Annotated in this window: 20 protein-coding genes; 15 read left to right on the top strand and 5 right to left on the bottom strand. The window is 40.3% G+C overall.

Translation table 11 applies throughout. The features are described from left to right. Positions 1 to 260: 260 nt before the first annotated feature. Entirely contained in the window at positions 261 to 1,067 is an 807-nt protein-coding gene (locus CWB77_RS08730; RefSeq protein ID WP_138571268.1) for an META domain-containing protein, read from the bottom strand. Between the two features lie 125 nt (positions 1,068 to 1,192). Further along, positions 1,193 to 1,759, bottom strand: a complete 567-nt coding sequence (locus CWB77_RS08725) for a PhnA domain-containing protein (RefSeq protein ID WP_010391720.1) — start codon at positions 1,757 to 1,759, stop codon at positions 1,193 to 1,195. A gap of 265 nt (positions 1,760 to 2,024) precedes the next feature. Between CWB77_RS08725 and CWB77_RS08720 the strand changes: the two genes are divergently transcribed. From CWB77_RS08720 to CWB77_RS08690, 7 genes are all read left to right on the top strand, one after another. Beyond that, positions 2,025 to 3,299: an EAL and HDOD domain-containing protein gene (locus CWB77_RS08720; RefSeq protein WP_138622360.1), complete on the top strand. Its 1,275-nt coding sequence runs from the start codon at positions 2,025 to 2,027 to the stop codon at positions 3,297 to 3,299. Between the two features lie 53 nt (positions 3,300 to 3,352). Next, positions 3,353 to 3,961: a paraquat-inducible protein A gene (locus tag CWB77_RS08715; protein WP_010391723.1), complete on the top strand. Its 609-nt coding sequence runs from the start codon at positions 3,353 to 3,355 to the stop codon at positions 3,959 to 3,961. 63 nt (positions 3,962 to 4,024) lie between these two features. Further along, entirely contained in the window at positions 4,025 to 4,399 is a 375-nt protein-coding gene (locus CWB77_RS08710) for a hypothetical protein (protein WP_075169911.1), read from the top strand. Between the two features lie 108 nt (positions 4,400 to 4,507). Continuing rightward, positions 4,508 to 5,833 (top strand): TolC family protein, encoded by a 1,326-nt coding sequence (locus CWB77_RS08705; RefSeq protein ID WP_138622358.1) that lies wholly within the window; start codon positions 4,508 to 4,510, stop codon positions 5,831 to 5,833. Further along, complete coding sequence (locus tag CWB77_RS08700; RefSeq protein WP_138622356.1) at positions 5,823 to 7,322, top strand: efflux RND transporter periplasmic adaptor subunit; 1,500 nt, start codon at positions 5,823 to 5,825, stop codon at positions 7,320 to 7,322. Before CWB77_RS08705 ends, CWB77_RS08700 begins: the two co-directional genes overlap by 11 nt. Positions 7,323 to 7,330: 8 nt before the next feature. Continuing rightward, positions 7,331 to 10,447: an efflux RND transporter permease subunit gene (locus CWB77_RS08695; protein ID WP_138622354.1), complete on the top strand. Its 3,117-nt coding sequence runs from the start codon at positions 7,331 to 7,333 to the stop codon at positions 10,445 to 10,447. A gap of 145 nt (positions 10,448 to 10,592) precedes the next feature. After that, on the top strand, positions 10,593 to 11,048 hold the full coding sequence (locus CWB77_RS08690; RefSeq protein ID WP_010391728.1) for a hypothetical protein: 456 nt from the start codon (positions 10,593 to 10,595) through the stop codon (positions 11,046 to 11,048). A gap of 70 nt (positions 11,049 to 11,118) precedes the next feature. On the opposite strand, the gene CWB77_RS08685 is transcribed toward CWB77_RS08690, so the two are convergent. Then, positions 11,119 to 11,625 (bottom strand): glycine cleavage system transcriptional repressor, encoded by a 507-nt coding sequence (locus tag CWB77_RS08685; protein WP_010391731.1) that lies wholly within the window; start codon positions 11,623 to 11,625, stop codon positions 11,119 to 11,121. 421 nt (positions 11,626 to 12,046) lie between these two features. Between CWB77_RS08685 and CWB77_RS08680 the strand changes: the two genes are divergently transcribed. The 7 genes from CWB77_RS08680 to CWB77_RS08650 all read left to right on the top strand — a co-directional run bounded on the left by CWB77_RS08680 (position 12,047) and on the right by CWB77_RS08650 (position 20,671). Beyond that, positions 12,047 to 14,281 carry an ABC transporter permease subunit gene (locus CWB77_RS08680; protein ID WP_138622352.1) on the top strand — a complete coding sequence of 745 codons (2,235 nt, stop codon included), beginning with the start codon at positions 12,047 to 12,049 and terminating at the stop codon, positions 14,279 to 14,281. A 15-nt stretch (positions 14,282 to 14,296) separates the two neighbouring features. Next, complete coding sequence (gene pstA / locus CWB77_RS08675; protein WP_054202637.1) at positions 14,297 to 15,946, top strand: phosphate ABC transporter permease PstA; 1,650 nt, start codon at positions 14,297 to 14,299, stop codon at positions 15,944 to 15,946. A gap of 19 nt (positions 15,947 to 15,965) precedes the next feature. Continuing rightward, complete coding sequence (gene pstB / locus CWB77_RS08670) at positions 15,966 to 16,793, top strand: phosphate ABC transporter ATP-binding protein PstB (protein ID WP_008114812.1); 828 nt, start codon at positions 15,966 to 15,968, stop codon at positions 16,791 to 16,793. Between the two features lie 44 nt (positions 16,794 to 16,837). Beyond that, positions 16,838 to 17,539: a phosphate signaling complex protein PhoU gene (gene phoU, locus CWB77_RS08665; protein ID WP_010391735.1), complete on the top strand. Its 702-nt coding sequence runs from the start codon at positions 16,838 to 16,840 to the stop codon at positions 17,537 to 17,539. Positions 17,540 to 17,689: 150 nt separating this feature from the next. Beyond that, the gene (locus tag CWB77_RS08660) at positions 17,690 to 18,364 is read left to right on the top strand and encodes a TIGR00153 family protein (protein WP_010391736.1); all 675 of its coding nucleotides are present in this window, start codon (positions 17,690 to 17,692) and stop codon (positions 18,362 to 18,364) included. A 39-nt stretch (positions 18,365 to 18,403) separates the two neighbouring features. Continuing rightward, positions 18,404 to 19,672 (top strand): inorganic phosphate transporter, encoded by a 1,269-nt coding sequence (locus CWB77_RS08655; RefSeq protein ID WP_055012403.1) that lies wholly within the window; start codon positions 18,404 to 18,406, stop codon positions 19,670 to 19,672. An 81-nt stretch (positions 19,673 to 19,753) separates the two neighbouring features. Then, positions 19,754 to 20,671, top strand: coding sequence for a hydrogen peroxide-inducible genes activator (locus tag CWB77_RS08650; RefSeq protein ID WP_010391738.1), 918 nt, complete (start codon positions 19,754 to 19,756; stop codon positions 20,669 to 20,671). Positions 20,672 to 20,717: 46 nt separating this feature from the next. Here CWB77_RS08650 and CWB77_RS08645 read toward each other — a convergent pair whose 3' ends face one another. Continuing rightward, positions 20,718 to 20,921, bottom strand: a complete 204-nt coding sequence (locus tag CWB77_RS08645) for a hypothetical protein (RefSeq protein ID WP_010391740.1) — start codon at positions 20,919 to 20,921, stop codon at positions 20,718 to 20,720. A 187-nt stretch (positions 20,922 to 21,108) separates the two neighbouring features. Continuing rightward, positions 21,109 to 23,640, bottom strand: a complete 2,532-nt coding sequence (locus CWB77_RS08640) for an EAL domain-containing protein (protein WP_109874055.1) — start codon at positions 23,638 to 23,640, stop codon at positions 21,109 to 21,111. Positions 23,641 to 23,882: 242 nt separating this feature from the next. Between CWB77_RS08640 and queA the strand changes: the two genes are divergently transcribed. After that, positions 23,883 to 24,914 (top strand): tRNA preQ1(34) S-adenosylmethionine ribosyltransferase-isomerase QueA, encoded by a 1,032-nt coding sequence (gene queA / locus CWB77_RS08635; protein WP_075169901.1) that lies wholly within the window; start codon positions 23,883 to 23,885, stop codon positions 24,912 to 24,914. The last annotated feature ends 23 nt before the right edge of the window (positions 24,915 to 24,937 follow it).

Genomic DNA, 24,937 nt, shown 5'->3' with positions numbered 1-24,937 from the left:
GGAGGTTTGTAACCTAGTGGGCTAAGTAAAAACCGAGCAACAAAGAGTAAATTGCCCCTAGGCAGAACCCTTCGGGCAGCGCCTGTTTGGCATTGATGCTGCGTTATCGCCTATTTATGGGGGAATAACCACACCACATAGGCTCTGCCTTGCCTAAATACCAAACAGACTGCTGCAAATTTAACCTTGAAAAATCAACAGACCCTAGTTTAACTGGGCTTATTTATTTGCTTATATGTGGGGTATTGTTACGTTCTTAATCAAAAGTAAATAGCGTTAAAGGTAGCAAGTTGGTTGCCTGCCTCATTTTGTAATACTAATTTTTCACCATTAATTTGCCATTGCGTTGCTGCCTGAAGCACAGCCGCCATCGCGCTTTCTTGTTCCATATTGTCATGACACATTTTTTGCGTGGTAGCTAACTGCGTAAAAGTTACTGCTTGCTTCGATACTTCATAACCGCCATTAAAGTTATTACATCCTAAAAAGCCGTGTACAGTGTTATCACTATTAAACTGAATAAATGGCTCTTTAGTATTCACTACAACGGGGTTGCCATCGATTGAAACGGCTTTGAAATAGGTGTTTACTAAGTCAACGTCTGGCTTTGGCGCTACTTTTGAAACAATAATCTCTAAAGGCTCTGATGAGGCCGTATTATCAAAAGGCGGGTTACTCGTTGTGCTGGTGTATAGCAAGTTTCCTTGATTATTAATGGTTGCACGCACGCTATAGCGGTGAGTTGGGTCAATCTTTTCAAGGTTATACTCAAGCTCTACTTTATAAGGCGGTGCGCCTACTAAATCAATTACCTGCTCAGAGATAACCGTTGCTGCCACATCCATTTTTGACACATCAACCAAGGTAACGGTTAGCTGTGAATTAGGCGCAATTAGGCTGCGATCTAAGTAACTAACTTGCACAGGTAAGGTGGTCATTGTTTGCGCCACAGCACTATTTTGCTGCGCTGTGTCATCGTTACATGCGCTCAGCATAAGTGTGCCACTTGCTAGAAAACACAAGCCTGCAATCGACTTTAACATTGAATTTGGCTTCGATGAGAACATAAGAGTTCCTTGATGGAGTATGGTATAAGGTCGCTAGCATACGGTTGAATTGCTTAATCATTGCTTAACTAGCAAATAAAGAAAGTCGAGATATAAAAAAGGCGCTAGGCGCCTTGATTTATTACTTATTTTTTTACGTATTTAGTTAAAATTACAATACGCTGTCCATCAACACGTCCTTCAATATGTTCAGGGTTGCTGGTTAAGCCAATATTGCGCACGGCTGTACCGCGCTTTGCTGTTAAGCTGCTACCTTTCACATCTAAATCTTTTATTAACGTGACGGTGTCGCCAGCTTGTAGTACTACACCATTGCTATCAATGTGTTTAATATCATCATCTTCAGCAAGCGCTTGCTGCGCCCATGTTAATGTGTCTTCTTCAAGGTAAATCATATCTAGCGCGTCTTGTGCCCATCCGTTATCAGCTGCTAACTGAGTCAGCATGCGATAAGCAACAACTTGTACCGCAGGTGTTTGACTCCACATACTGTCATTTAAGCAATGCCAATGGGTCGGGGTTAAATCGCTATTGCCTTCAATTTGATCTTTACACGTTTGACAGGTGTAGATGCATTTATCTGAATGAGCTTCGGTAACAGGAGGAACTTCGTATACAGTTAGGTTGTCTGTTGCTGCGCAGAGTTCACATTGGTTACTGCTACGTTCTATTAAGGCTTGTTCAATGCTCATATAAGGGACTCTTTTTTGTGAGTTTATAAAAAATTAATAATCGCATTATACCTTATAACCATAACCTTTGGGTATGCTTAGAGCAGTTGTAAACTCAAAAACCCTATAAAAAATGAGGATACTAATAATTCTGCTCTAGGGTTATAAATTTAGTCTTATTTGTTTGTTTTTAATCTAATTAAAATTGCAGCAAGTCTTTAAAGTTTCACTATACTGGTTAAATAATAAAAAATAATGATGACATCACTGTTAAGTAGGAAGGTTAATGCCAAATAATCTAGAGGTAAAAAATTCATCTATTTTGGTTACTCAATATATTGCTAGGCAACCAATTTTTGACGGTGATAAAAGTATTTTTGCTTATGAGTTGCTCTATCGCGATTCATTTAATAATGCTTTTCCTGTAGGAACAACTGACGGGCAAGCCACTGGGCGACTTTTTTTTAATGCGCTAATGCTGGTTGGCATAGAAAAGCTAACGCTCAATCAAACTGCGTTTATTAATTTATCGAGCGAGGGGCTTTTAGAGGATTTGCCTAAATTATTACAGCCTGAGAATACTGTAATTGAAATTGTTGAGCGTACTGAAAATATAGAGCTTGTTGTTGAGAGAGTGACAGAGTTAAAAAAAGCAGGATATGTATTTGCATTAGATGACTACGACTCACATGAAAAATGGCAACCATTACTCAGTTTGGTTGATTATATTAAGCTTGAAGTTGAAGAGCCCGTAATAAAAACCAGCATGTTGCTGAAAAAGCTCAAACGCAATTTTCCTAATATTAAAATAGTGGTAGAGCGAATTGAAACCTATGATGAATTTAGGCAGCTTAAAGAGGCTGGATGCGATTATTTTCAAGGGTTCTTTTTTGCACATCCAGAAATGTTAAGTTACAACAGTATCGAACCTCTAAAAATGGCTGTTTTAGACTTACTGCGTTGCACATCCCGCACAGATTTAGACTTTAATGAAATTAATCTACGCATTTCTAAAGATGTCGGTTTGACTGCACGCGTCCTAAAACTAGTGAATGCTCGCTCTGCTAATAAAAATTTAGTGATAACGTCTATTCCTCAGGCGGTTGTGTATTTAGGGGAAGATTCTATTAGAAAGTTTGTACGAGTATTGGCGCTAAGCGAACTTGGCTCAGACAAGCCCAGTGAACTTACTCGTTTAGGCTTATGTCGAGCGCAGTTCATGCAAATAATTTTAGAACCAGGCGGAAAAGTCATTGCAGAACAAGGTTATTTAGTCGGCTTAATGTCGGTGCTTGATGCTATTTTAGATATGGAGCTGGAAGCTATTGCTAAAGAGTTTAGTTTAGGGGCTGAGTTATCTGGTGCACTATTAAGTTTTGAAGGCATGATGGGTAATTCTTTACATTTAATAAAAGCGGTAGAGGAAGATAATTGGCAATTGGCTAAAAAGTTGTTAGAAACTATTCGCCCAGCCTCGAATATTGAGACCGTATTTAGCGCCATGTTGGATGCACGCCAATATGCGGATGAGTTATTAGCCACCATTATTGAGCAAGACTAACGCAAAACGTTTGGGTATGATTGGCACATATTGATTTTACTTAGTATTACACCATGCGTTTATTTTTACCTATTACCACTATTTTAATTGCCTTAGCTTTATTAATTCCCGGGGTGACTCAGCCCGTACTGAGTATGGAAGGTAAAATTGATAAGTCTAAACTTGCTGAGGCGGGCATTGAAATGTTGGCAGATGAAGGGAATCAAAACACCCGTAATATGCTAATGATGATCTCGAGTATGTTGGGGTTAGATAAACTTGAAGGCGAGATCAGCGCTTATCAAAAAACGCGCAGTATTTGGGGCACCGTTAACGAACTGGCCGATAACAAAAACTACTTAGTGGCGATATTAGTGGCGTTTTTTTCAATGGTGATCCCAACAATTAAGCTGCTGCTTCAATTGTTGTATTGTGTGCTGAAGGAGACTTCGTTTAAGCACAATCTTGGTAAGGTGATTATCGGTTTAAGTAAATGGAGTATGGTGGATGTGTTTGTTATTGCATTAATAGTGGCTTACATGGCTGGTAATGCAAACGCGAACTCAGAAGATTTACTTAATATGCATGCTGAGTTTGGTACTGGTTTTTGGTATTTTACCGGCTATTGCTTGTTCGCCATTGCGGCCAGTAGCTTCATAAAGCCAGTAGTAAAAACCAGTTAATTATTGAGTTTTAAACACAGTTCCCATAAACTTTAAACGTCTATTTATTTTTAGGTTAATTCATTGCAACGTATTTACTGTATTTTACTCACGCTAACTTTGTTACTCACTTTTGTGGGTCAAGCCGTTGCGTCTGTATCTATGGTATGTGATATGCCGCATACGAACATGGCAACCCATGCATCGATGCAGCATAGTAAGATGGCAATGAGTGACGACGCTGATACAACAACCATGTCTATGGATTGCTGTAGTGAGCAAAGCACGTTAACCCAAGATTGCAGTTGCCCGATGAGTGCTTGTAGTTCGCATTCAGCCTTGCATGTAAACTCACTATTTATAGCCTCCAAATTACCCTCTGAAAAAGTGCAACATGCTGTAATACAGCATCAAGTTAACTTTGCACGTTCTCTTTACCGTCCTCCTATGCCTGCATAATCGCAGGGTAGGTGTATTTAAAATTTAGTTATTTAGCTTATTGTCATCTATCTGCTTATAAATTTAATCGTTTTCATTCGTTATTTTTAAATTTCAGTGGAGCAAGTGATGAATCACTTCGCAGTATTAAAATCCGTGTGTATAAGTAGCTTGTTGAGTATTAGTGTCTCTGTACACAGTGCTGAATTAGGTTTAAATGAGGCAATTAACTATGCCTTAAACCATGAGCCCTGGCTTAAAGCTAGCAAGCAAAAACAATCATCAATTGAAGCAAAAAGTATTGCCGCAGGAACCTTACCTGATCCAGTGCTTACATTAGGGTTAATGAACCTACCAACTAATGGTTTTGCTTTTGATCAAGAAAATATGACCCAATTTAAGGTGGGAATTAGCCAATCACTGAGCCGAGGCGATAGCCTAGCACTTCAACAAAAGGCCCTTTCTCAGTCAGCTGCAGCAGAGCCTTGGCTGCGTAAAGATAGACTCGCGCAAGTAAAAACCATAGTTACTGAGTCATGGCTCAATGCTTATAGAGCGCAACGAAGCATTGCACTAATTGAGCAAGATAAAGCTTTGTTTACCCAGCTCATTGATATTACAGAATCAAGCTATGTAAGCTCGGTGGGCAAAACACGCCAACAAGATATTATTCGAGCGCAATTAGAGTTAACCCGCCTTGAAGATAAATTAATGCAACTGGAGCAACAGCTACAAGGAGCTAAAAAGCGGCTAACACAATGGCTGCCTATCGATATGCTGAGCCAGCCTGTCAGTGATGACTTTTCAGAGCTTACAGCATTAAAAAACTACACCGAGTTAGAGTATCAGCAATTAATGACCATGCTATTAAAGCACCCTGCAATTATGGCAATGGATAATGCAATAGTGGCAAAGCAAACTCAAATTAGTGTGGCTGAGCAAGGCTATAAACCGCAAATTGGCGTTAATATGGGGTACGGTTATCGTGATGACATGCCAATGGGTGGCTCGCGAGCAGACCTTTTCTCTGTGGGTATAAGTATTGATTTACCGCTGTTTACCGATAATCGCCAAGATCAACTTGTAAATGCTGCCATTGCCGATAGCGAAGAAGCTAAAACACAAAAATTAATTGCCCTTAAAAAGCTACAAGGAATGTATTTTAAGGAAGTTAGTCAGTTAGCACGGCTTCATCAGCGTGCTGAGCTTTATCAAACCAAGCTACTGCCGCAAATGGCTGAGCAAGCTCAAGCGACCCTGAATGCCTATACCCGCGATGATGGTAATTTCTCAGATGTGATGCAAGCGCGTATTAGTGAATTAAATGCCAAGATAGACGCACTAAACATTCATGTTGATCAAAAGATTATTATTGCGAGGTTAAATTATTACGCCAGTGCTGATGATACCAGCTTAAAAAATACACCACAGCAGGAGCCGAGCTATGAATACTAATTTAAAATTATCACTGGTGGCTATATGCAGTGCGGCATTAACTGCGGGGGTTTTATTAAGCTTACCTAGTGAGCACTCTATGCCAACTGATAGTAAAGCCAGTAGCAAAAAAGAGCCGCTTTATTGGGTGGCACCTATGGATAGTAATTATCGCCGAGATGAACCTGGTTTATCGCCCATGGGCATGGATTTAGTGCCTGTTTACGAAGAGTCAGACAGTGGCGCAAATGAAGGGCCTGGCAGTATTCAAATTTCACCCACAGTGATTAATAATTTAGGTGTGCGTACCGCCCCTGTTGCGTTTGCTGCACTTGAAAATGAAGTTAACACGGTAGGTTATGTGCAATACAACCAAGACCAGCTAATTCATATTCATCCGCGCGTAGAAGGATGGGTCGAAACCTTATACGTTAAAGCCGCGGGTGATCAGGTTAAACAAGATGAGCCACTTTATACCTTATATTCACCACAGTTAGTGAATGCACAAGAAGAGTTTGTTTTAGCGTTGAAGCGTAATAATCCGGTGCTAATTCGTGCAGCTAAAGCCAGATTAAAATCGCTCAATGTGTCTGATGGCTTCATTTCACGTCTGCAAAAAGGTCAGCAAGTACTGCAAAACATAACATTTTATGCTCGCCAAGGTGGTGTTGTTGATGAGCTTAATATTCGTGAAGGATTTTATGTTAAACCTGATACCTCAATGATGAGTATTGCTCAGCTTGATGAAGTATGGGTTGAGGCTGAGGTATTTGAGCGCCAAGCAGAACTTATTCGTGTTGGCTTGCCTGTAACCATGACACTCGATTATTTAAGTGGTCAACGTTGGCAAGGGCAAGTGGATTATATTTACCCTACCTTAGATGCTAAAAATCGTACTTTAAGAGTGCGTTTGCGCTTTGATAACCAAGGCCATCAGTTAAAGCCTAATATGTTTGCTCAAGTCAGTATTCATAGTCAAGTAGCTGAAAAACAGTTAATCGTACCTAAAGAAGCTGTTATTCGCACTGGTAGCCAAAACCGTGTTGTAGTTGCACTTGGGGAAGGTCGTTTTAAATCGGTCGAGGTAACTTTAGGGCGAAGTGATGCGGCTAATACCGAAATTTTATCAGGTGTTATGGCAGACGATGAAGTGGTTACTTCAGCACAGTTTTTAATTGATTCAGAGTCGAGTAAAAACTCTGACTTTAAACGTATGCAAGCAGTTGCGCATAACAGTATGCAAATGAGTGATGCCAACCCAAATACGGCAACTGTGAATGGAGTAATTAATAGTATTGATGCTAATAATCGTATTGTGAATATCAGCCGTGAGGCAATTGAAAAGTGGGGCCGAGGACCTGCAACAATGGACTTTATACTAGCAAAAAATGTAATGACTGAGATGCTTAAGCCTAATGATGAAGTTACTTTTACCTTTAGCATTGAGCAAGGTGAATTTGTGATTCATACAATAACGCCTGTGCATGCTACGCACAGTCAGCATCACTAGGAGTGGTTATGATTACTGCAATTATTCGCTGGTCTGTTGTTAACCGTTTTTTTGTTTTATTACTGACCGCAATACTGGTTGGTGGCGGCTTGTTTGCTGCAAAAAACACGCCTGTAGATGCCTTACCCGACTTATCAGATGTACAGGTTATTGTTAAAACATCTTATCCTGGGCAAGCGCCGCAAGTAGTGCAAGATCAGGTTACATTCCCGATTACCACGGCAATGCTATCGGTACCTAGGGCGCAAACAGTACGCGGTTTTTCTTTCTTTGGCGACTCCTACGTGTACGTTATTTTTGACGAAGACACCGATTTATACTGGGCACGAAGTCGTGTTCAGGAATATCTCAGTCAAGTATCTGCCCGTTTGCCTAGTACGGCAATTGCAGAGCTTGGCCCCGATGCCACCGGCGTTGGCTGGGTGTATTTATATGCACTCACTGATACCACCGGTAAGCATGACATCAGCCAATTACGCAGTTTACAAGATTGGTTTTTAAAATTTGAACTGCAAACTGTACCCGGTGTGTCCGAAGTGGCATCGGTAGGCGGCATGGTCAAACAATACCAAGTAAACGTTCAGCCCGATAAGCTTCGTGCTTATGGTATTCCGCTAAGTCTTATTCAAACTGCCATTAAGCAAGGCAATCAAGAAATGGGTGCATCGGTAGTTGAGATGGCAGAAGCTGAATACATGGTCACCAGTACTGGCTACGTAAAAAGTGTTGCTGATTTAGAAGCCATTCCTTTAGGTATAAACGCTAACGGTACTGCACTACAGTTACGTGATGTTGCTAATGTGCGTTTAGGTCCGCAAATGCGCCGCGGTGTTGCCGAACTTAACGGCGAAGGCGAGGTGGCAGGTGGCGTAGTGGTTATGCGTTTTGGTGAAAACGCGCAAAAAACCATAGAGCTCGTTAAAGCTAAATTAGAGTCACTTAAAAAAGGGCTACCAGAGGGGGTTGAAATTGTACCTGTGTACGACCGCTCTCATTTAATAAAAGACGCAGTTGATAACCTCACTTCTAAATTGATAGAAGAGCTTATTGTAGTGGCTTTAGTGTGTGTGGTGTTTTTATTCCATGTACGCTCATCATTGGTGGCTATTATTACCTTACCGTTAGGCATACTCACCGCTTTTATTATTATGTACTGGCAGGGTATTAACGCCAATATCATGTCATTAGGCGGGATTGCTATAGCGATTGGTGCTATGACCGATGGTGCGATTGTGATGATTGAAAACATGCACAAGCACATGGAGAAAAAGCCACTAACAGATGAAAACCGTTGGCAAGTGGTGATTGATTCTGCCAGTGAAGTTGGGCCTGCGTTATTTTTTAGCTTATTAATAATTACCGTGAGTTTTATGCCGGTATTTATTTTAGAAGCTCAGGAAGGGCGAATGTTTGCGCCATTGGCGTATACAAAAACCTATGCAATGGCAGCTTCTGCTGGATTAGCAATTACCTTAGTACCCGTACTGATGGGTTATTTCATTCGTGGTAAGTTGATATCTGAAAATAAAAATCCAGTTAACCGTTTACTGGTAAATAGTTATAAGCCGCTGTTAAACCTAGTACTAAAATTTCCAAAAAGCACCTTGCTGATTGCGCTAGTTATCACTTTAGTGGGCTTTTATCCGGTAAATAAAATAGGCAGTGAATTTATTCCACCTCTTGATGAGGGGGATCTAATGTATATGCCGACTACTTACCCAGGAATTTCAATAGGTAAAGCGCGCGAGCTATTGCAGCAAACCGATAAATTGATTGCCAGTGTGCCCGAGGTAAAAACCGTATTTGGTAAAATTGGACGAGCGGAAACGGCAACCGATCCGGCACCACTGACCATGATTGAAACCTTTATACAGTTTAAGCCTAAGGATCAGTGGCGCGAAGGCATGACAACTGAAAAGCTCAAGCAAGAGCTGGATGCTTTAGTTAAGTTTCCTGGACTGACGAACGCTTGGGTAATGCCAATTAAAACGCGGATAGATATGCTGGCTACAGGGATTAAAACCCCTGTGGGTATAAAAGTCGCGGGCCCTAATTTGAATGAAATTCAAAAAATAGGTCAACAAATAGAGGTGTTACTTAAAGAACTTCCCGGTACGGCGTCTGTTTACTCAGAGCGTGTAGCGGGTGGACGTTATATTAAGGTAGATATTAACCGTGAAAAAGCAGCGCGCTACAGTTTAAATATTGCTGATGTGCAACAAGTAGTCGCAACCGCGATTGGCGGCATGAATGTGACTGAAACGGTTGAGGGTCAAGAGCGCTATCCAGTAAATATTCGTTATCCGCAAGCGTACCGTGACTCCCCTGAAGAACTGATGCTTTTACCTATTGTTACTCCAACGGGTCAACGTATCGCACTTGCTGATGTGGCGGATGTATTTATTAGTGATGGCCCTCCTGGGATAAAAAGTGAAAATGCCCGTTTAAATGGTTGGAGCTTTATTGATATTAAAGATACAGATATTGGTAGTTATGTAGCAAATGCTCAGCAATTACTAAACGAGCAGCTAATTTTACCTGCTGGATACTCTATAACTTGGGCAGGGCAATACGAATATATGGAGCGTGCCAAAGCCAAACTGAGTTATGTGTTACCGCTTACCTTAGCCATTATTGTAGTGCTACTTTACCTTAACTTTAGAAGTTTCACTGAGGTATTTATTATTATGGCGACTTTACCACTGGCGATGATAGGAGGTATCTGGCTAATGTACTTAGAAGGCTTTAACTTCTCTGTTGCTGTGGGGGTCGGCTTTATTGCCCTTGCTGGGGTGGCCGTAGAAATAGGCGTTATAATGTTGGTGTATTTAAACCAAGCCTATAAAGCGCAGGTAGAGGCTGCTTCTAAAATGGGTAAAAGCTTGAGTATAGAGCAGCTTAAACAGGCGATACTAGAAGGTGCGGGTCTACGAGTACGTCCGGTAATGATGACAGTGGCAACCATAGTGATTGGCTTATTACCGGTGCTTTATGGCACAGGCACGGGTAGTGAAGTAATGAGCCGAATAGCCGCCCCCATGGTTGGCGGTATGTTTAGCGCCATTGTTTTAACATTGCTGGTATTGCCTGCTGTGTATTTATTGTGGCGAAAGCGCAACCTATAATATTTACACTGATTGTGTAACTTGTACTGAAAATATCAGTACAAGTTAGGCAATCCTTTCTTTATCTACTGATTTTATTGCATTTCTTATTGGCATGATTCACGCATCTATTTAATCAATAGGTTTTAAAAAGTAAGGAACGCACATGCAAGTTAAAACAATTCAAGAAGTGTTCGATTGGACCGTTCAGTTTCATACACAAATGGCGGCTAATTTTTTTAGCGTAAGGGATTTACTTGGAGAGCATAACAAACAGTTAATCGATTATTGTGTTGAGTATGAAAAAAAACTCGCTGAGGATTTAATTGGCTTTAAAGCAATCACTGAAATAAATACTTTAGATACATACTGCTATGAATATTTTTCAGAGCACTCAGAAATCATCAGCTTTACTGATTTAGATCGCAGTAATGAGCTAGATGAACTAGCGATTCAAGAGTATTTATCTCAGCAGCATCAAAAAGTATTAAATGCATACAGTTATTTGGCAGATAAAGCGCAGTCACCAGAGGCTCAAGAAAAGCTAGGGGAGATCTTGCAGCTCGAAGAGCAAGGTTTGAAGCAGATGATGCAAAGTATTAATCGTCATGCAGACATGTAACACTGGGTGTTATGCATAAAAAAGGCGCTATAATTAGCGCCTTTTTCGTGTTCATGATAATAGAGCTGATTTAACTTTGCTCTACATCAACCACTAAGTCACTCGTAATTGACTCAAGTGCATTAATAACTTCTTCTTTATTCAATCCGTTAGGCAGGCTCACGGTGGCAACAGCACTAAATATAGGCACTCCCCAGTTTGGCGCACTTTGCTGCCTAGAGTTTAAGTTTGTAATGTTCGCGCCTTTATGGCGAATAACACTTGCTAGCTCTTGCACTATACCAGGGCGATCGTTACCGGTGATCACAAAATTAAGTTGCTCAAGCTCTACAGGCTCAATTTCAGTGTTGCCCTTTTCAATGCGAACATCTAACTTAGGAAGCCCATTGAGCGCATTTTGAAATGTCTGTAAATGCTCTTCAGCCACTTCAACCTGTATAATGCCTGCAAAGTGCCCGAGTAAGTGACTCAAATTACTGCTTAACCAATTGCCATGGTTTTCTAATATAACCGATGAAATACTTTCTACTAAACCGGGGCGATCTTCCCCTAAAATAGTTATTACCAACTGCTTCATAATAGTTCTCTTTTTAAGCCCAAATGAAAAAATAAATGCATAGGCATTAAGTGATGCTATCTAATGTATGTGATTCTAAATGTATGTAAAAGCTAACCACAAAAGGATTGTTACATCTTAAGAGGTTACTTTGTTGTTGTTATATTAGATGCCCATAGAGTATTGTCTTGGATAAATAGTTTGTCCAATTAATAATTGATTTAGTTCATTAAGAACGTATAAATAAATACAATCACTACTACAAACAATACTTTAATCTTATTTAAAATCGTGATTTTGCTTAAAATCCACTCATAAAGCTGAAAGTTTAATCTGCAAAGACAAACAGACCCTATATAAGTAAAGAATTATTACGACTGTAACATTACTGTCACTTTGATGAAATATAATGCGCCCAACGTTAAGATATAAGGGTGTTTTGATGACTTCAAATCCGAATAAACCGACTTTTAATACGGATCGAAGCCGTCTATTTAAAGACCGGTTTGCTAAGTTTGGCATAACCGCAGGCGGTATAATGGTATTAATAGCACTGCTATTGATCTTCTTTTACCTTCTTTATGTAGTGCAGCCTATTTTCGAGTCAGCTAAAGTTGAAAAACGCGCTAGCTTTAATGTTGCTAATGCTGAGCAAATAGTAGGGCTTGGTGTTGAGGAGCAAACTGAGGTTGCTTATTTACTTGATGATCAAGGTCAAGTTAACTTCTACAGTGTTGATAAAGCAAAGTTTGGTAAAAAACTAAAAACACTTAATGCTACTTTACCCGCGCAGGTAACCAGTTTTGCAAATAGTGCTCCTTTTCAAGGGCATTATGCGTATGGTTTAGAAAATGGCACAGTGACAATTGTAGCACCTAAGTTTTTAGTCACCTTCCCTAATAATGAGCGTAAGCTAACTCCGCGTTTAGGTTATCCACTGGGTGAAATGGCACTCGAAGTTGATAAGCAAGGTGCCGCTATTAAGCGTTTTGCCTTTAGCCATTATGAAGACAAAACAGCCGTTGTGGCACTTACTGCCGATAAACGTGTGGTATTTAGTAGCTTTGTAGCCGAAGAAAATATGTTTACCGGTGAAGTTGAATGGCAAGTAGAGCGCACCGAGCTTAACGTTGATGGTCGCGTAGATGAGCTATTAATGTCGCCAGATACCACCCGCACATTTGTTCGTTCTGCCAATCAAATTTACGTATTCGATACCCGCTACCCAAGTGAAGTTGAGCAAATTCAATTATTATCTGCCAATGAAGAAAACGCGAATATAGTGTCATCGCAACTATTGGCTGGTGCAAACTCACTGATGTTGGCCAATGATAACGGTGAAATATCCCAGTGGTTTGAAATCAATACAGACTCAGGGCGTGAATTTCAAAAAATCCGTTCGTTTGAAACTACCAAACAAAGCAAGCTGAATATTTTTACTGAGTTTTATCGTCGTACCTTTTTTACAACGGGTCAAAATGGTGAATTAGGGCTTTATTACACCACCAGTGAAGCAAAGTTATGGCAAGGTAAAGTCAGTGATGGTGAAATTGAACAGTTTGCTATTGCTCCGCGTTCAAATGCGGCGCTAATTTTAGCTGATAACAAGCTGACGGTTTTAGAAGTTCATAACGAGCATCCAGAAGTAACGTGGTCAGCGCTTTGGCAAGAGGTGTGGTACGAAGGCTACCCTGAGCCGGGTTATATTTGGCAATCTACTTCTGCCAGTGATGATTTTGAATCGAAGTTTTCACTAGTGCCAATTTCATTTGGTACTTTAAAAGCTGCTATGTACGCAATGTTATTTGCTGTACCTATTGCTATTTCAGCCGCTATTTATACCGCTTATTTTATGTCGAGCGAATTGCGCCGTGTGGTAAAGCCAACGGTTGAAATAATGGAAGCTCTGCCTACGGTAATACTCGGCTTTTTAGCGGGCTTGTGGTTAGCGCCTTTAATTGAAGAGCACTTGCCGGCTATTGTTGGTTTACTGGTGTTACTGCCATTGGGTATTTTAGCAACCGCTTTAGGCTGGAATAAATTACCTGCGGTTATTCGCCATAAAATCCCTGAAGGTTCACATTCAATTTTATTAATACCAGTGGTGTTATTTATTGGTTGGTTGTCGTTTGCGATGAGCGAAAGTATTGAGTTATGGATGTTTGATGGCAATGTGCGTCAATACCTAACTAATGAATTAGGCATGACCTTCGATCAGCGTAATTCATTAGTAGTGGGTATCGCGATGGGCTTTGCGGTTATTCCAACTATTTTCTCAATTGCCGAAGATGCGGTATTTAGTGTGCCTAAACATTTATCAAATGGCTCGTTAGCATTAGGTGCTACGCAGTGGCAAACCCTAATTCGTGTGGTGTTATTAACCGCCAGCCCAGGTATTTTTTCTGCAGTAATGATGGGATTAGGCCGTGCCGTAGGCGAGACTATGATTGTACTTATGGCTACCGGTAATACCCCAATTATGGATTGGAGTATTTTCCAAGGCATGCGTACCTTAGCCGCTAATATCGCCGTCGAAATGCCTGAGTCGGAAGTAGGGAGTTCGCATTACCGAATTCTATTCTTAGCCGCCTTTGTATTATTCATATTCACCTTTATTTTCAACACAGTTGCTGAGTTTGTTCGTCAGCAGCTGCGTGAAAAATACAGCTCAATGTAAGTGGAGAAACACGACATGGTAAAGCAGTGGTTTAGGTCTGGTTCTCCTTGGATTTGGATGACCGGTGGTGCTGTCAGCATCAGTTTAATTTCAGTAATTGGTTTACTCGCCATGATTGCATGGAAGGGATTAAGCTTTTTTTGGCCATCTCAAGTTATGCAGTATGAGCTTGAAGGTTCAATTGCGAAGCAAACAGTTATTGGTGAAATTTATGACCGTGAATTAGTACCTAAGTCGCGTTTAGCGGCAACCGGTATTGATGTTTCTAAATTTGAAAAAGACGAGGTTGAGCGTTTACTAATTAAAACAGGTAACCGTGAGTATGTTGATTTAGATTTTCGCTGGATACTCGAAACCGATATCAAACAAAGCTCAGCGCCTAAAGCGCTTGCGGTGTTTGAGCGCAGCAAAAACGGTAATTTCTACGGGTATGTAGAAAGCGTCATTAAAGACGGTCAGACGGTAACAGCAGATAAAGTTGAAACCTTACATGACCTTGTAGAGCGTGCGGTTGACTTAAACGACGAAGCGCTTGATTTACAAAATGGCGACATAGGGCATATTAACTATGAGCTAGAGCGTTTACGTTTACAGGAAAAAGCCTACTTGCTTGATAACGAGCTAACCGACGAACGTGTTGCTGAACTTGCTCAAGCGCGTGCTGATTTACGTACGAAATATGGCGAATTAGAAAAAGAGTTATTCGCACTGCGTAAACAGGCTAAACGTGACCAAGTAACCGTAAAGGATATGCGTGGTGAGGTTGTTACAATCCCGCTATATCAAGTGTTGGATGTATGGTTTCCAAACGATATGGGCTTTTTTGCTAAACTAGGTCATTACTTTGTGCAGTTAGGTAAGTTTGTTTCAGATGACCCACGTGAAGCCAATACCGAAGGTGGCGTATTTCCTGCTATTTTTGGTACGGTATTTATGGTGATGTTAATGGCTGTGATTGTAACGCCATTTGGCGTGGTTGCTGCTATTTACTTACATGAATATGCGGCTAAAAACGCAATTACTAAAATGATCCGTATTGCGGTTATTAACTTGGCGGGTGTTCCGTCTATTGTATACGGCGTATTTGGCTTAGGCTTCTTTGTTTATATGGTTGGTGGTAGTGTTGACCAATTATTTTATCCTGAGTCATCGCCTACCCCTGTATTTGGTACACCTGGTGTGATGTGGTCGGCACTTACCTTGGCTATATTAACGTTGCCTGTGGTAATAGTGTCAACCGAAGAAGGTTTATCTCGTATTCCTAGTACAGTGCGTGATGGTTCATTAGCACTGGGTGCGACTAAGGTAGAAACGCTATGGCGAATCATTATTCCTATGGCCAGCCCTGCAATTATGACGGGGTTAATTTTAGCGGTTGCTCGTGCTGCGGGTGAAGTTGCACCGCTTATGCTGGTGGGTGTGGTAAAAATGGCGCCAACGTTACCGCTTGATGGTAACTTCCCATATATACATTTAGACAGAAAGTTCATGCACTTAGGTTTTCATATTTACGATGTTGGCTTTCAAAGTCCGAACGTTGAAGCGGCGCGTCCGCTGGTATATGCAACGGCCTTTTTGTTAGTGTCGGTTATTATTACCCTTAACATCACAGCCATTGGTATACGTAACCATTTACGTGAAAAATTCAGATCGCTTGAGCATTAATTTAGTATAGGTAACAAACATGATTACAGTCGCTCCAAAAGTAAACCAAGCAAAGCCAAGCTTGAAGTTAGATTTAAATAATTTAACAGACGAACAAAAAGCGCTAGAAATTAAAGATCTCGACCTTTACTACGGTGATAAACAAGCACTGAGTAAAGTAAATATGAATATTCCTAAAGGCCAAGTAACGGCATTTATCGGCCCGTCAGGTTGTGGTAAATCAACCTTATTACGTTGTATTAACCGCATGAACGACTTGGTTGATATTTGTCGTATTGAAGGCGAAATCATGCTGCATGGACAAAATATTTACGATAAAAGCGTTGATGTTGCAGCCCTTCGTCGTAATGTTGGCATGGTGTTTCAGCGTCCAAACCCATTTCCAAAATCAATTTATGAGAATGTGGTTTACGGTCTTCGCCTGCAAGGCATTAAAGAAAAGCGTAAGCTAGATGAAGTGGTAGAGCAATCGCTACGTGGTGCGGCTCTTTGGGATGAAGTAAAAGACCGACTGCACGATAGCGCATTTGGTTTATCGGGTGGTCAGCAGCAACGTTTAGTTATTGCCCGCTCTATTGCGATCGAGCCTGAGGTATTACTACTTGATGAACCAACATCAGCACTCGATCCGATTTCAACCTTAGTAATCGAAGAACTAATTAATGATTTAAAGAATAAGTTTACCGTGGTTATTGTTACTCACAACATGCAACAAGCGGCCCGTGTCTCAGATCAAACAGCGTTTATGTATATGGGTGAGCTGATTGAGTATTCTGATACTAATACCTTATTTACGACGCCTACGAAGAAAAAAACAGAAGATTATATTACTGGTCGTTACGGCTAGTCGGGTTAAAACGCGAAAGCAATGAATTATTAAAGAAGGTCATTATGGAACACAACATTAATAAACATATTTCTGGTCGTTTTAATCAAGAGCTAGAAGATGTTCGTAATCATGTATTAAGCATGGGTGGATTGGTTGAGCAACAACTTAATAGCGCGCTTGATGCAGTAAGCCAAAACGATGCGGTATTGGCACAAAAAGTACGTGAAAACGACTACAAGGTTAATGCAATGGAAGTCAGTATTGATGAAGATTGCACCCGTATTATTGCTAAGCGCCAACCAGCAGCCAGTGATTTACGTTTGGTTATTGCAATAGCAAAAACCATTGCCGATTTAGAAAGAATTGGCGATGAAGCTAAGCGAATTGCTAAAGTTGCACTAGACTCATTTACTAAGGATCAACAAGATTTATTAGTAAACATTGAAAATATGGGTCGCCAAGTATCTAAAATGTTGCATGACGTTTTAGATGCGTTTGCACGTATGGATGTGCAACGCGCATTTGAAGTGCACAAAGAGGATGCTAAAGTAGATAGAGAGTATGAAGCAATTACTCGTCAAATAATGACCTACATGATGGAAGATCCGCGCTCAATTCCAAAAATTATGGATTTAGTATGGTCTGTTCGCTCATTAGAGCGTATCGGTGATCGTTGTCAAAACATCGCTGAATATGTCATTTATTTTGTAAACGGCAAAGATATTCGTCATACATCTCAAGAAGATATTGAAAAATCACTGTAGTGATACGAATAACTAAAAAATATCAAAGGCAGTAATACACTGCCTTTTTTATTTTTTGTAAATAATTGAATAAGAAAAAGCGTTCACAATCTAGCTTAATGCTGTAAAATTCAGGTTGAACAGCATATTGAATTGATTAAAGGGTCAGTTATGCCAACAAATTTTTTAGGTGTTTTTGCAAAATCACCTATAAAGCCAATAGAAGAACACATCAGAAAGGCTCATCAAGCTAGCGAAAGTTTGATACCTTTTTTTAATCATGTTTTTAAAGAAGAGTGGCAACAAGCAGAAGAGCTACGTTTAACCATTCGTAATATAGAACGTGAAGCTGATGAAATGAAAAGAACTATACGTTTACAATTACCTGGCGGATTATTTATGCCGGTAGAGCGTACAGATCTGCTCGAATTAGTAACCCAACAAGACAAAATTGCTAACAAGGCAAAAGACATTGCTGGGCGTGTAATTGGTCGTGAGATGATCATACCAAAAGAGATTCAAGAAGACTTTTTGGCATACGTAACTCGTTGTGTTGATGCAACTAAACAAGCATCTAAAGCGATCAATGAGTTAGAAGAATTGTTAGAAACGGGCTTTAAAGGCAGAGAAGTAACTCTGGTTGAAAAAATGCTCGTAGAATTGGATGCCATAGAACAAGACACGGATGAAATGCAAATTAGAATACGCCGCCAACTACGTAAAGTAGAAAGTGAGCTAAATCCAGTTGATGTGATGTTTTTATACAAAATCATTGAATGGGTTGGCGAGCTTGCAGATATTGCAGAGCGCGTAGGATCACGTCTTGAGCTGATGTTAGCTCGTTAATTTAAAATCAGTTCAAACACGAAAGATTAAGGTTACACAATGGATATCATTGCATCTTACGGCACGGTATTAATTTTAATTGCCGCAGCAGTCGGCTTTTTTATGGCTTATGGTATTGGCGCAAACGACGTTGCCAACGCGATGGGTACATCAGTAGGTTCAAAAGCACTTACCATTAAACAAGCGATTTTTATCGCGATGATTTTTGAGTTCGCAGGTGCTTATTTAGCGGGTGGTGAAGTAACATCAACAATTCGTAAAGGGATTATTGATGCGGCACCATTTGCCGATATTCCTGAGCTGATGGTTTTAGGTATGATCGCCTCTTTATTCGCCGCAGGCAGTTGGTTATTAATGGCCTCATTTTTAGGTTGGCCGGTATCGACTACTCATTCAATCATTGGCGCTATTATTGGTTTTGCTCTAGTTGCAGTAGGTACAGAGGCTATTCAATGGGGTAAAGTTGCCGGTATTGTAGGTAGCTGGGTTGTAACGCCAGCGATATCAGGTTTTATAGCTTACTTAATATTTATGAGTGCGCAAAAGCTGATTTTTGACACCGACGCCCCACTTAAAAACGCAAAGCGTTTTGTACCAATATACATGGGTTTAGCTGGCTTTATCATGGCACTTGTGACCATTAAAAAAGGCTTAAAGCACATTGGTATTAATTTAGGTACCGTTGAAGGTTTTGCTATTTCTATTGGTATAGCGGTACTGGTTGCTGTTATTGGTAAAATTGCTATTTCTCGTTTAAATATCGATCCTAAAGCGGATAGAGAAATGCAGTTTAACAATGTAGAAAAAGTATTTGCGGTACTTATGGTACTAACAGCTTGTTGTATGGCATTCGCTCATGGTTCTAACGATGTTGCTAATGCAATTGGGCCTCTAGCTGCTGTTGTAAACATTGTTGAAAACAATGGTGAAATTGCGAAGAAAGCCGCTATTGCTTGGTGGATATTACCACTAGGTGGTTTAGGTATTGTTGCCGGTCTTGCTATTTTAGGTAAAAAAGTAATTAAAACCATTGGTGAAGGTATTACTCATTTAACACCAAGCCGTGGTTTTGCTGCTGAATTAGCTGCTGCCTCTACCGTTGTTATTGCATCGGGCACAGGCTTACCTATTTCAACCACACAAACCTTAGTAGGCGCTGTGTTGGGTGTAGGTATGGCACGTGGAATTGCCGCACTTAACATGGGTGTAATAAGAAATATTGTAGTTTCTTGGGTAATTACATTGCCAGTTGGTGCTGCCCTTGCTATTGTTATTTTCTACGTACTAAGAACCGCCTTTGGGGTTTAATAAAAAGTACTTAAAAGACTTTTAGCTTGAAAAGATCTCAATGCCCTTGGTGTTGGGGTCTTTTTATTTGTGGAAAGAAAAATGACCAATCTCCCTAGTATTAAACAGCTGCAGTATTTATTAGCTGTACATCAACATCAACATTTTGGCCGAGCAGCCAGTGCCTGTTTTATCGGTCAGTCAACGCTCAGTACTGCGATTCAAAACCTAGAAGAAACTTTAGGATGTCAGCTTATAGAGCGAGAAAATCGCAGCCTAATGTTTACCACCATTGGTGAAGAGGTGGTTGAGCGTTCAAGAAAAATAATCAACGATACAATTAGTTTAAAAGAGTTAACTAAAAGCTTTTTAACACCGCTTAGTGGTACATTAACGGTAGGTGTTATTCCTACGATTGCGAGCTTTATTGCAGCGCCTTTGTATCACTTTTGTCAGCAAACATTTGTAGATTTAGAGTTGGTATTGATTGAAGACACCAGCGATAAGTTACTTGATAAGTTAGAGCATGGTCAAATTGATTTAGCATTATTAGCGCTGCCCTACGAAACCGATAAATTTCATACCCAAGTATTAGCGCAAGATCACTTTAGTTTAGTGCACCATAAAGACTACACACCAGCTAAAGGCATTGAAGACTTTAATTTACTACCAGAAGCCAGTGTATTTTTACTTGAGCGAGAACACTGTATGACAGGGCATGCGCTCAGTGCGTGCCATTTAAATCGCTCTAGCTGTATAAACCCCTTTGAGGCGGCTAGCTTACATACTTTATTGAGTATGGTTGAGTATAAACTTGGCGTGACGTTTTTGCCGCAAATGGCGATTAATGCAGGTATTTTAGAAAACAAAAACATGCTAGCTACGCCATCGCAAGGCGATGCCTATCGCGATATTGGTGTATTGTGGCGTAAAACAACAGGGCGCATTCGTGACTTTAAATTGTTTAGCCAACAACTAGAGGTCTTTTTGAAAAAGCAGTGCAGTGTTGATTTTAAATAGGTAAAAAAAAGCGTATTTTAATTAATACGCTAAATAACACGGGGAATTATAGAGGCTGCTTATGCTGACTGTGGTAGCTCTCTAGCGGCGGTAAAAATAGTAAGTAAACCCATACAACAACATTAAAATACGGGACTAGCCCAAGCACTGTAAAGGTTTTTACAGGGTAGCCTTTAATCTGGGCATACTTGTAACATTGAAGCGCAATAGCAAAGTGTATAAACAATAATAACGTGATTAGTTGCGTCATAAACATCCTCCTTATGCCCCTATGTCCACCTTTAACAGTATAGACATCTAGACGATAAGAAATAAAGATGTCACGTAAAATTAAGGTAATCACTTAATTTTCATGACATTGTGCTGCCGATAAGCAAAGTATAGGTTAGATGGGCAAATTTGGAAGTAATAAATTGCTTAAATTTGTTTATTAATGTTTATAGTGACGTGAGGGTGTCTTGATAAAAAATAGGGTTGTTTTTAATTTTTTCTAACTCAATCAGTACCTTGTCAATTGGTACAGGGCGAGCAATAAAGTATCCTTGCCCATAGTCGATACCAATTTCTTTAAGTGCAAAAAATACTTCTGCAGTTTCTACATATTCGGCAACAGAGCGCTTATCTAGTGAGCGACTGATGTCATTTATGGCTTTCACTAGCGCTAAGTCAATGGAGTCATTGAGCATATCGCGAACAAATGAGCCGTCAATTTTTACGTGTTGGGCTGGTAATTGTTTAAGGTAATTAAAGGTACTGAAGCCGGTGCCAAAGTCATCAATTGAAAAGTGGCAACCTAAATTATTTAGTCGTTCAATCATTTTTCGTGTCGCCGCTAAATTATTAATACTGGCCGATTCGGTTATTTCAAAAATAATTTTCGCAGGAGACACTTGATACTTCTCAAGGGTCGACTCTATTAATGGCAGCAAACGCTCATCTAAAAATGACTGTGCCGATAAGTTTATTGCAATCTGAAGAAGCTCTGGATGTGCAGCAACACTCGCAATGCTGTTACGAATAACACATTGGTCCATTAAAAAGGTATCGTTAAGCATTTCCAATGAGGGAATAAATTGATTAGGGTAAATAAGTTCGTCGTCTAGCTTTAACCTTAGCAGTACTTCAAAGTAGGCAACCTGATTAGTTTTAAAATCCCAAATGGGTTGATAATGAAGCTCTATACTGTCTTGTTGGAGTGCTTGACGTACCCCATGGCCCCACTCTAAACCCGTTTGCAGCGCATTGTTCTCACCATCTTGTTTTGAATAACAATGTACTAAGTTACGGCCTAAATTTTTAGCAATATATAACGCAATATCTGACTGCTTTAAGCATTCATTTGGATCGCAGTTATCAGCGGTAATTTGGGTTAAACCAATCGAGCAACTAATTGAATAGATTTGCTCTTCAGATTTAAATTGGTTGCCTTCAATGGCACTACAAATCCCTTCTGCAATTAAATGTGCATCCAATAAATTGGTATTTTTAAGTATCACCGCAAACTCATCACCACCGACACGGCAGATCAGATGCTCATTACTAATATTGGCAATAAATAGCTGCGCCACTTCTTTTAAAACAATGTCACCTTGTTGGTGGCCTTTACTGTCATTTATTATTTTAAAATGGTCAAGGTCAATATAAATAAGCGCATGTTCAATATTTGTATGGGTGTTTTCGCTCTGGCATATATAGTTAAGCTGTTGGTCAAAATAATAACGGTTGTGTAGTCCTGTTAAGGTGTCATGCAGGGCTAAATGGCGCAATTGCAACTCTGCTTGTTTGCGCTCATGAATGTTATCGAGTGTGGCGGTGATAGTGGCGTTGTTGCTGCTATTTTTTATTAACTGAAGCCGACATTCTACCCACACTGAGTTACCATTTTTTTGGCTCAGCTTAACTTCTATTTTTTGTTTGTTCGCACCACCTTGTAAAATATCATCAATTGTTGATTGTAATGACTGTTTATGTTCAGTGGTACAAAATGCAGTGAGTGGTTGTTGTAAGGTCGACTTAACTCCAAAGCCGCTCAGAGATTCCCACGCAGGGTTTATAAAGCGAATATTCCCTTGTTGGTCTAGTTCAAGTACAACCGTGTTTAAGTGCAATAAAATACGCTGATGTGCTGAAAACAGGTCGCGATATTTAACTTCACTAATACTTAGCTGCTGTACCTTATTAGCAAACTCAGCATAGCTCACCATAAAATCTTCTCGACGAGCAGCATGATCACAGACTTTATTTAAAAATGAGGGATCGTAAGGAGCACGAATAAAGTCGGTAACGCCTGAAAGTAATAACTGCTCAGCGTAATCGGCATCGTTTTTATCAATAATAGTAACAATGGCTTGTTGAGGGTTATGCTGCAGAATCTTTTCAACTAATTGATTTGAACTCTCAGCTTGTGCTGCAGTGGCATCGAGTAGCACGATAGCAAACGGCTGCTGATTATAGGCACTTAGCGCGGCTTTTTCGTTAGTAACATGAGTAATTGCAAAGTTTAGCTTTAACTGTTCACTCATATCATTTGCTCTGCTGGCAAAGGGTTCTAATAACAATAGGTTTAAGCGACTACTTTTTTCTAAATGGCTCGACAACACGTTTGCTAGTATTTGCGGCAATATATCTTGGCGTTCAAAAGGCAGTACCGCATCTATACCATAGCTACGTGCGGTAGTTTCGGCGATACGCTCACAATAAATGGGCGGAATTAGCAAAATAGGCGTGTTTTTCGGTGTTTTAAGTAAACCAGAGCGGATCATACGTGAAAACCGCCAACCATCAATTTTACCTACATCTAAGCCGGTTATGATTATATTTACACTTTGGTTTTTTAATATTTTTAACGCATCTTGGCTGTCTGAGGCTTCAATAAACTCAAACACACTAAGCCTCTCCAGCGTGGCACGTATAGTCTGGCGCTCATCATTACTTGCATTTAATATTAGCAATTTAAGCTGTTTCGCCACTTAGGTACCACTCCGAGAAATGCAGATCATAAAACTGTAAGAGTAATGATATTTAGCCATAAGAACAAGCGTATTTAACCGCTATTTTAAATGTAGTTCATTAGTGGCCAATTAGGGAGAATATAAGGGATATTTTGAGCTTCATTAGTAATAGTAATTAGGGAGAATATAGGGGGTATCTTGAGCTTCATCAGTAATAGTAATACACTTGGCGCGATTTTAAATGATGTGGAATTCTAACAATGCGCGTAGCTGATTTTAGCTTTGACTTACCTGATGAATTAATTGCTCGTTTTCCAAAAGCAGACAGAACTAGTAGCCGTTTATTGAGCTTAGACGGGCCGAGCGGTACTGTTGAGCATAAAATATTTAGTGACATTCTCGAACTTGTTAACGAAAACGACTTATTGGTTTTTAACAACACCAAAGTAATACCTGCGCGTATGTTTGGTCAAAAAGAATCTGGCGGTAAAGTTGAGGTGCTGGTAGAGCGTGTATTAGATGAACACCGCGTTCTTGCGCACATTCGTGCTAGTAAATCGCCAAAACCGGGCAATGTACTCATTTTAGAGGGCAAAGCAAAAGCCATTATGGTGGCACGCCACGATACGTTATTTGAGCTTGAGTTTGACCGCAGTGAAAATGTGCTCGACATCTTAAATGATGTTGGCCATATGCCGCTTCCTCCTTACATTGACCGCCCAGATAACGAAGCGGATCGAGAGCGATACCAAACAGTATATGGCGAAAAGCCAGGCGCCGTTGCAGCACCAACAGCAGGCCTTCATTTTGATGATAAACTCATGGCTGCACTTAAAAATAAAGGCGTACAAATGGCCTTTGTTACCTTGCATGTTGGCGCAGGTACATTCCAGCCGGTTAGGGTAGAAAGTGTTGATGAGCACATCATGCACTCTGAATATATTGAAGTGCCGCAAGCTGTGGTGGATGCGGTTGCCAGTACTAAAGCCAAAGGCGGGCGTGTGATTGCAGTAGGTACAACTTCAGTTCGCTCACTAGAGTCGGCAGCAAAAATACATGGCGGCAAGTTAGATACTTACTTTGGTGATACCGATATTTTTATTTTCCCAGGTTATCAATTTAACGTTGTTGATGCCATGGTCACCAACTTCCATTTACCTGAATCAACCCTAATTATGCTGGTCAGTGCCTTTGCAGGGCAAGACAATATTATGGGTGCTTACAATACTGCGATTGAACAACAGTATCGCTTTTTTAGCTATGGCGATGCGATGTTTTTGACCCGTAAATAATTTACAGCGTTATTGGTTTTTAT

The sequence above is a fragment of the Pseudoalteromonas sp. S1610 genome (assembly GCF_005887465.1).
Taxonomy (GTDB): domain Bacteria; phylum Pseudomonadota; class Gammaproteobacteria; order Enterobacterales; family Alteromonadaceae; genus Pseudoalteromonas; species Pseudoalteromonas undina.
Note: the sequence above shows the minus strand (reverse complement) of the source record. Positions and strands in the feature narration are given on the sequence as shown.

Excerpts from the sequence above, each read along its gene's own strand:
- CWB77_RS08730 (WP_138571268.1), bottom strand. The coding sequence starts at position 1,067 with ATGTTCTCATCGAAGCCAAATTCAATGTTAAAGTCGATTGCAGGCTTG.
- CWB77_RS08725 (WP_010391720.1), bottom strand. The coding sequence starts at position 1,759 with ATGAGCATTGAACAAGCCTTAATAGAACGTAGCAGTAACCAATGTGAA.
- CWB77_RS08720 (WP_138622360.1), top strand. The coding sequence starts at position 2,025 with ATGCCAAATAATCTAGAGGTAAAAAATTCATCTATTTTGGTTACTCAA.
- CWB77_RS08715 (WP_010391723.1), top strand. The coding sequence starts at position 3,353 with ATGCGTTTATTTTTACCTATTACCACTATTTTAATTGCCTTAGCTTTA.
- CWB77_RS08705 (WP_138622358.1), top strand. The coding sequence starts at position 4,508 with ATGAATCACTTCGCAGTATTAAAATCCGTGTGTATAAGTAGCTTGTTG.
- CWB77_RS08700 (WP_138622356.1), top strand. The coding sequence starts at position 5,823 with ATGAATACTAATTTAAAATTATCACTGGTGGCTATATGCAGTGCGGCA.
- CWB77_RS08695 (WP_138622354.1), top strand. The coding sequence starts at position 7,331 with ATGATTACTGCAATTATTCGCTGGTCTGTTGTTAACCGTTTTTTTGTT.
- CWB77_RS08690 (WP_010391728.1), top strand. The coding sequence starts at position 10,593 with ATGCAAGTTAAAACAATTCAAGAAGTGTTCGATTGGACCGTTCAGTTT.
- CWB77_RS08685 (WP_010391731.1), bottom strand. The coding sequence starts at position 11,625 with ATGAAGCAGTTGGTAATAACTATTTTAGGGGAAGATCGCCCCGGTTTA.
- CWB77_RS08680 (WP_138622352.1), top strand. The coding sequence starts at position 12,047 with ATGACTTCAAATCCGAATAAACCGACTTTTAATACGGATCGAAGCCGT.
- pstA (WP_054202637.1), top strand. The coding sequence starts at position 14,297 with ATGGTAAAGCAGTGGTTTAGGTCTGGTTCTCCTTGGATTTGGATGACC.
- pstB (WP_008114812.1), top strand. The coding sequence starts at position 15,966 with ATGATTACAGTCGCTCCAAAAGTAAACCAAGCAAAGCCAAGCTTGAAG.
- phoU (WP_010391735.1), top strand. The coding sequence starts at position 16,838 with ATGGAACACAACATTAATAAACATATTTCTGGTCGTTTTAATCAAGAG.
- CWB77_RS08660 (WP_010391736.1), top strand. The coding sequence starts at position 17,690 with ATGCCAACAAATTTTTTAGGTGTTTTTGCAAAATCACCTATAAAGCCA.
- CWB77_RS08655 (WP_055012403.1), top strand. The coding sequence starts at position 18,404 with ATGGATATCATTGCATCTTACGGCACGGTATTAATTTTAATTGCCGCA.
- CWB77_RS08650 (WP_010391738.1), top strand. The coding sequence starts at position 19,754 with ATGACCAATCTCCCTAGTATTAAACAGCTGCAGTATTTATTAGCTGTA.
- CWB77_RS08645 (WP_010391740.1), bottom strand. The coding sequence starts at position 20,921 with ATGACGCAACTAATCACGTTATTATTGTTTATACACTTTGCTATTGCG.
- queA (WP_075169901.1), top strand. The coding sequence starts at position 23,883 with ATGCGCGTAGCTGATTTTAGCTTTGACTTACCTGATGAATTAATTGCT.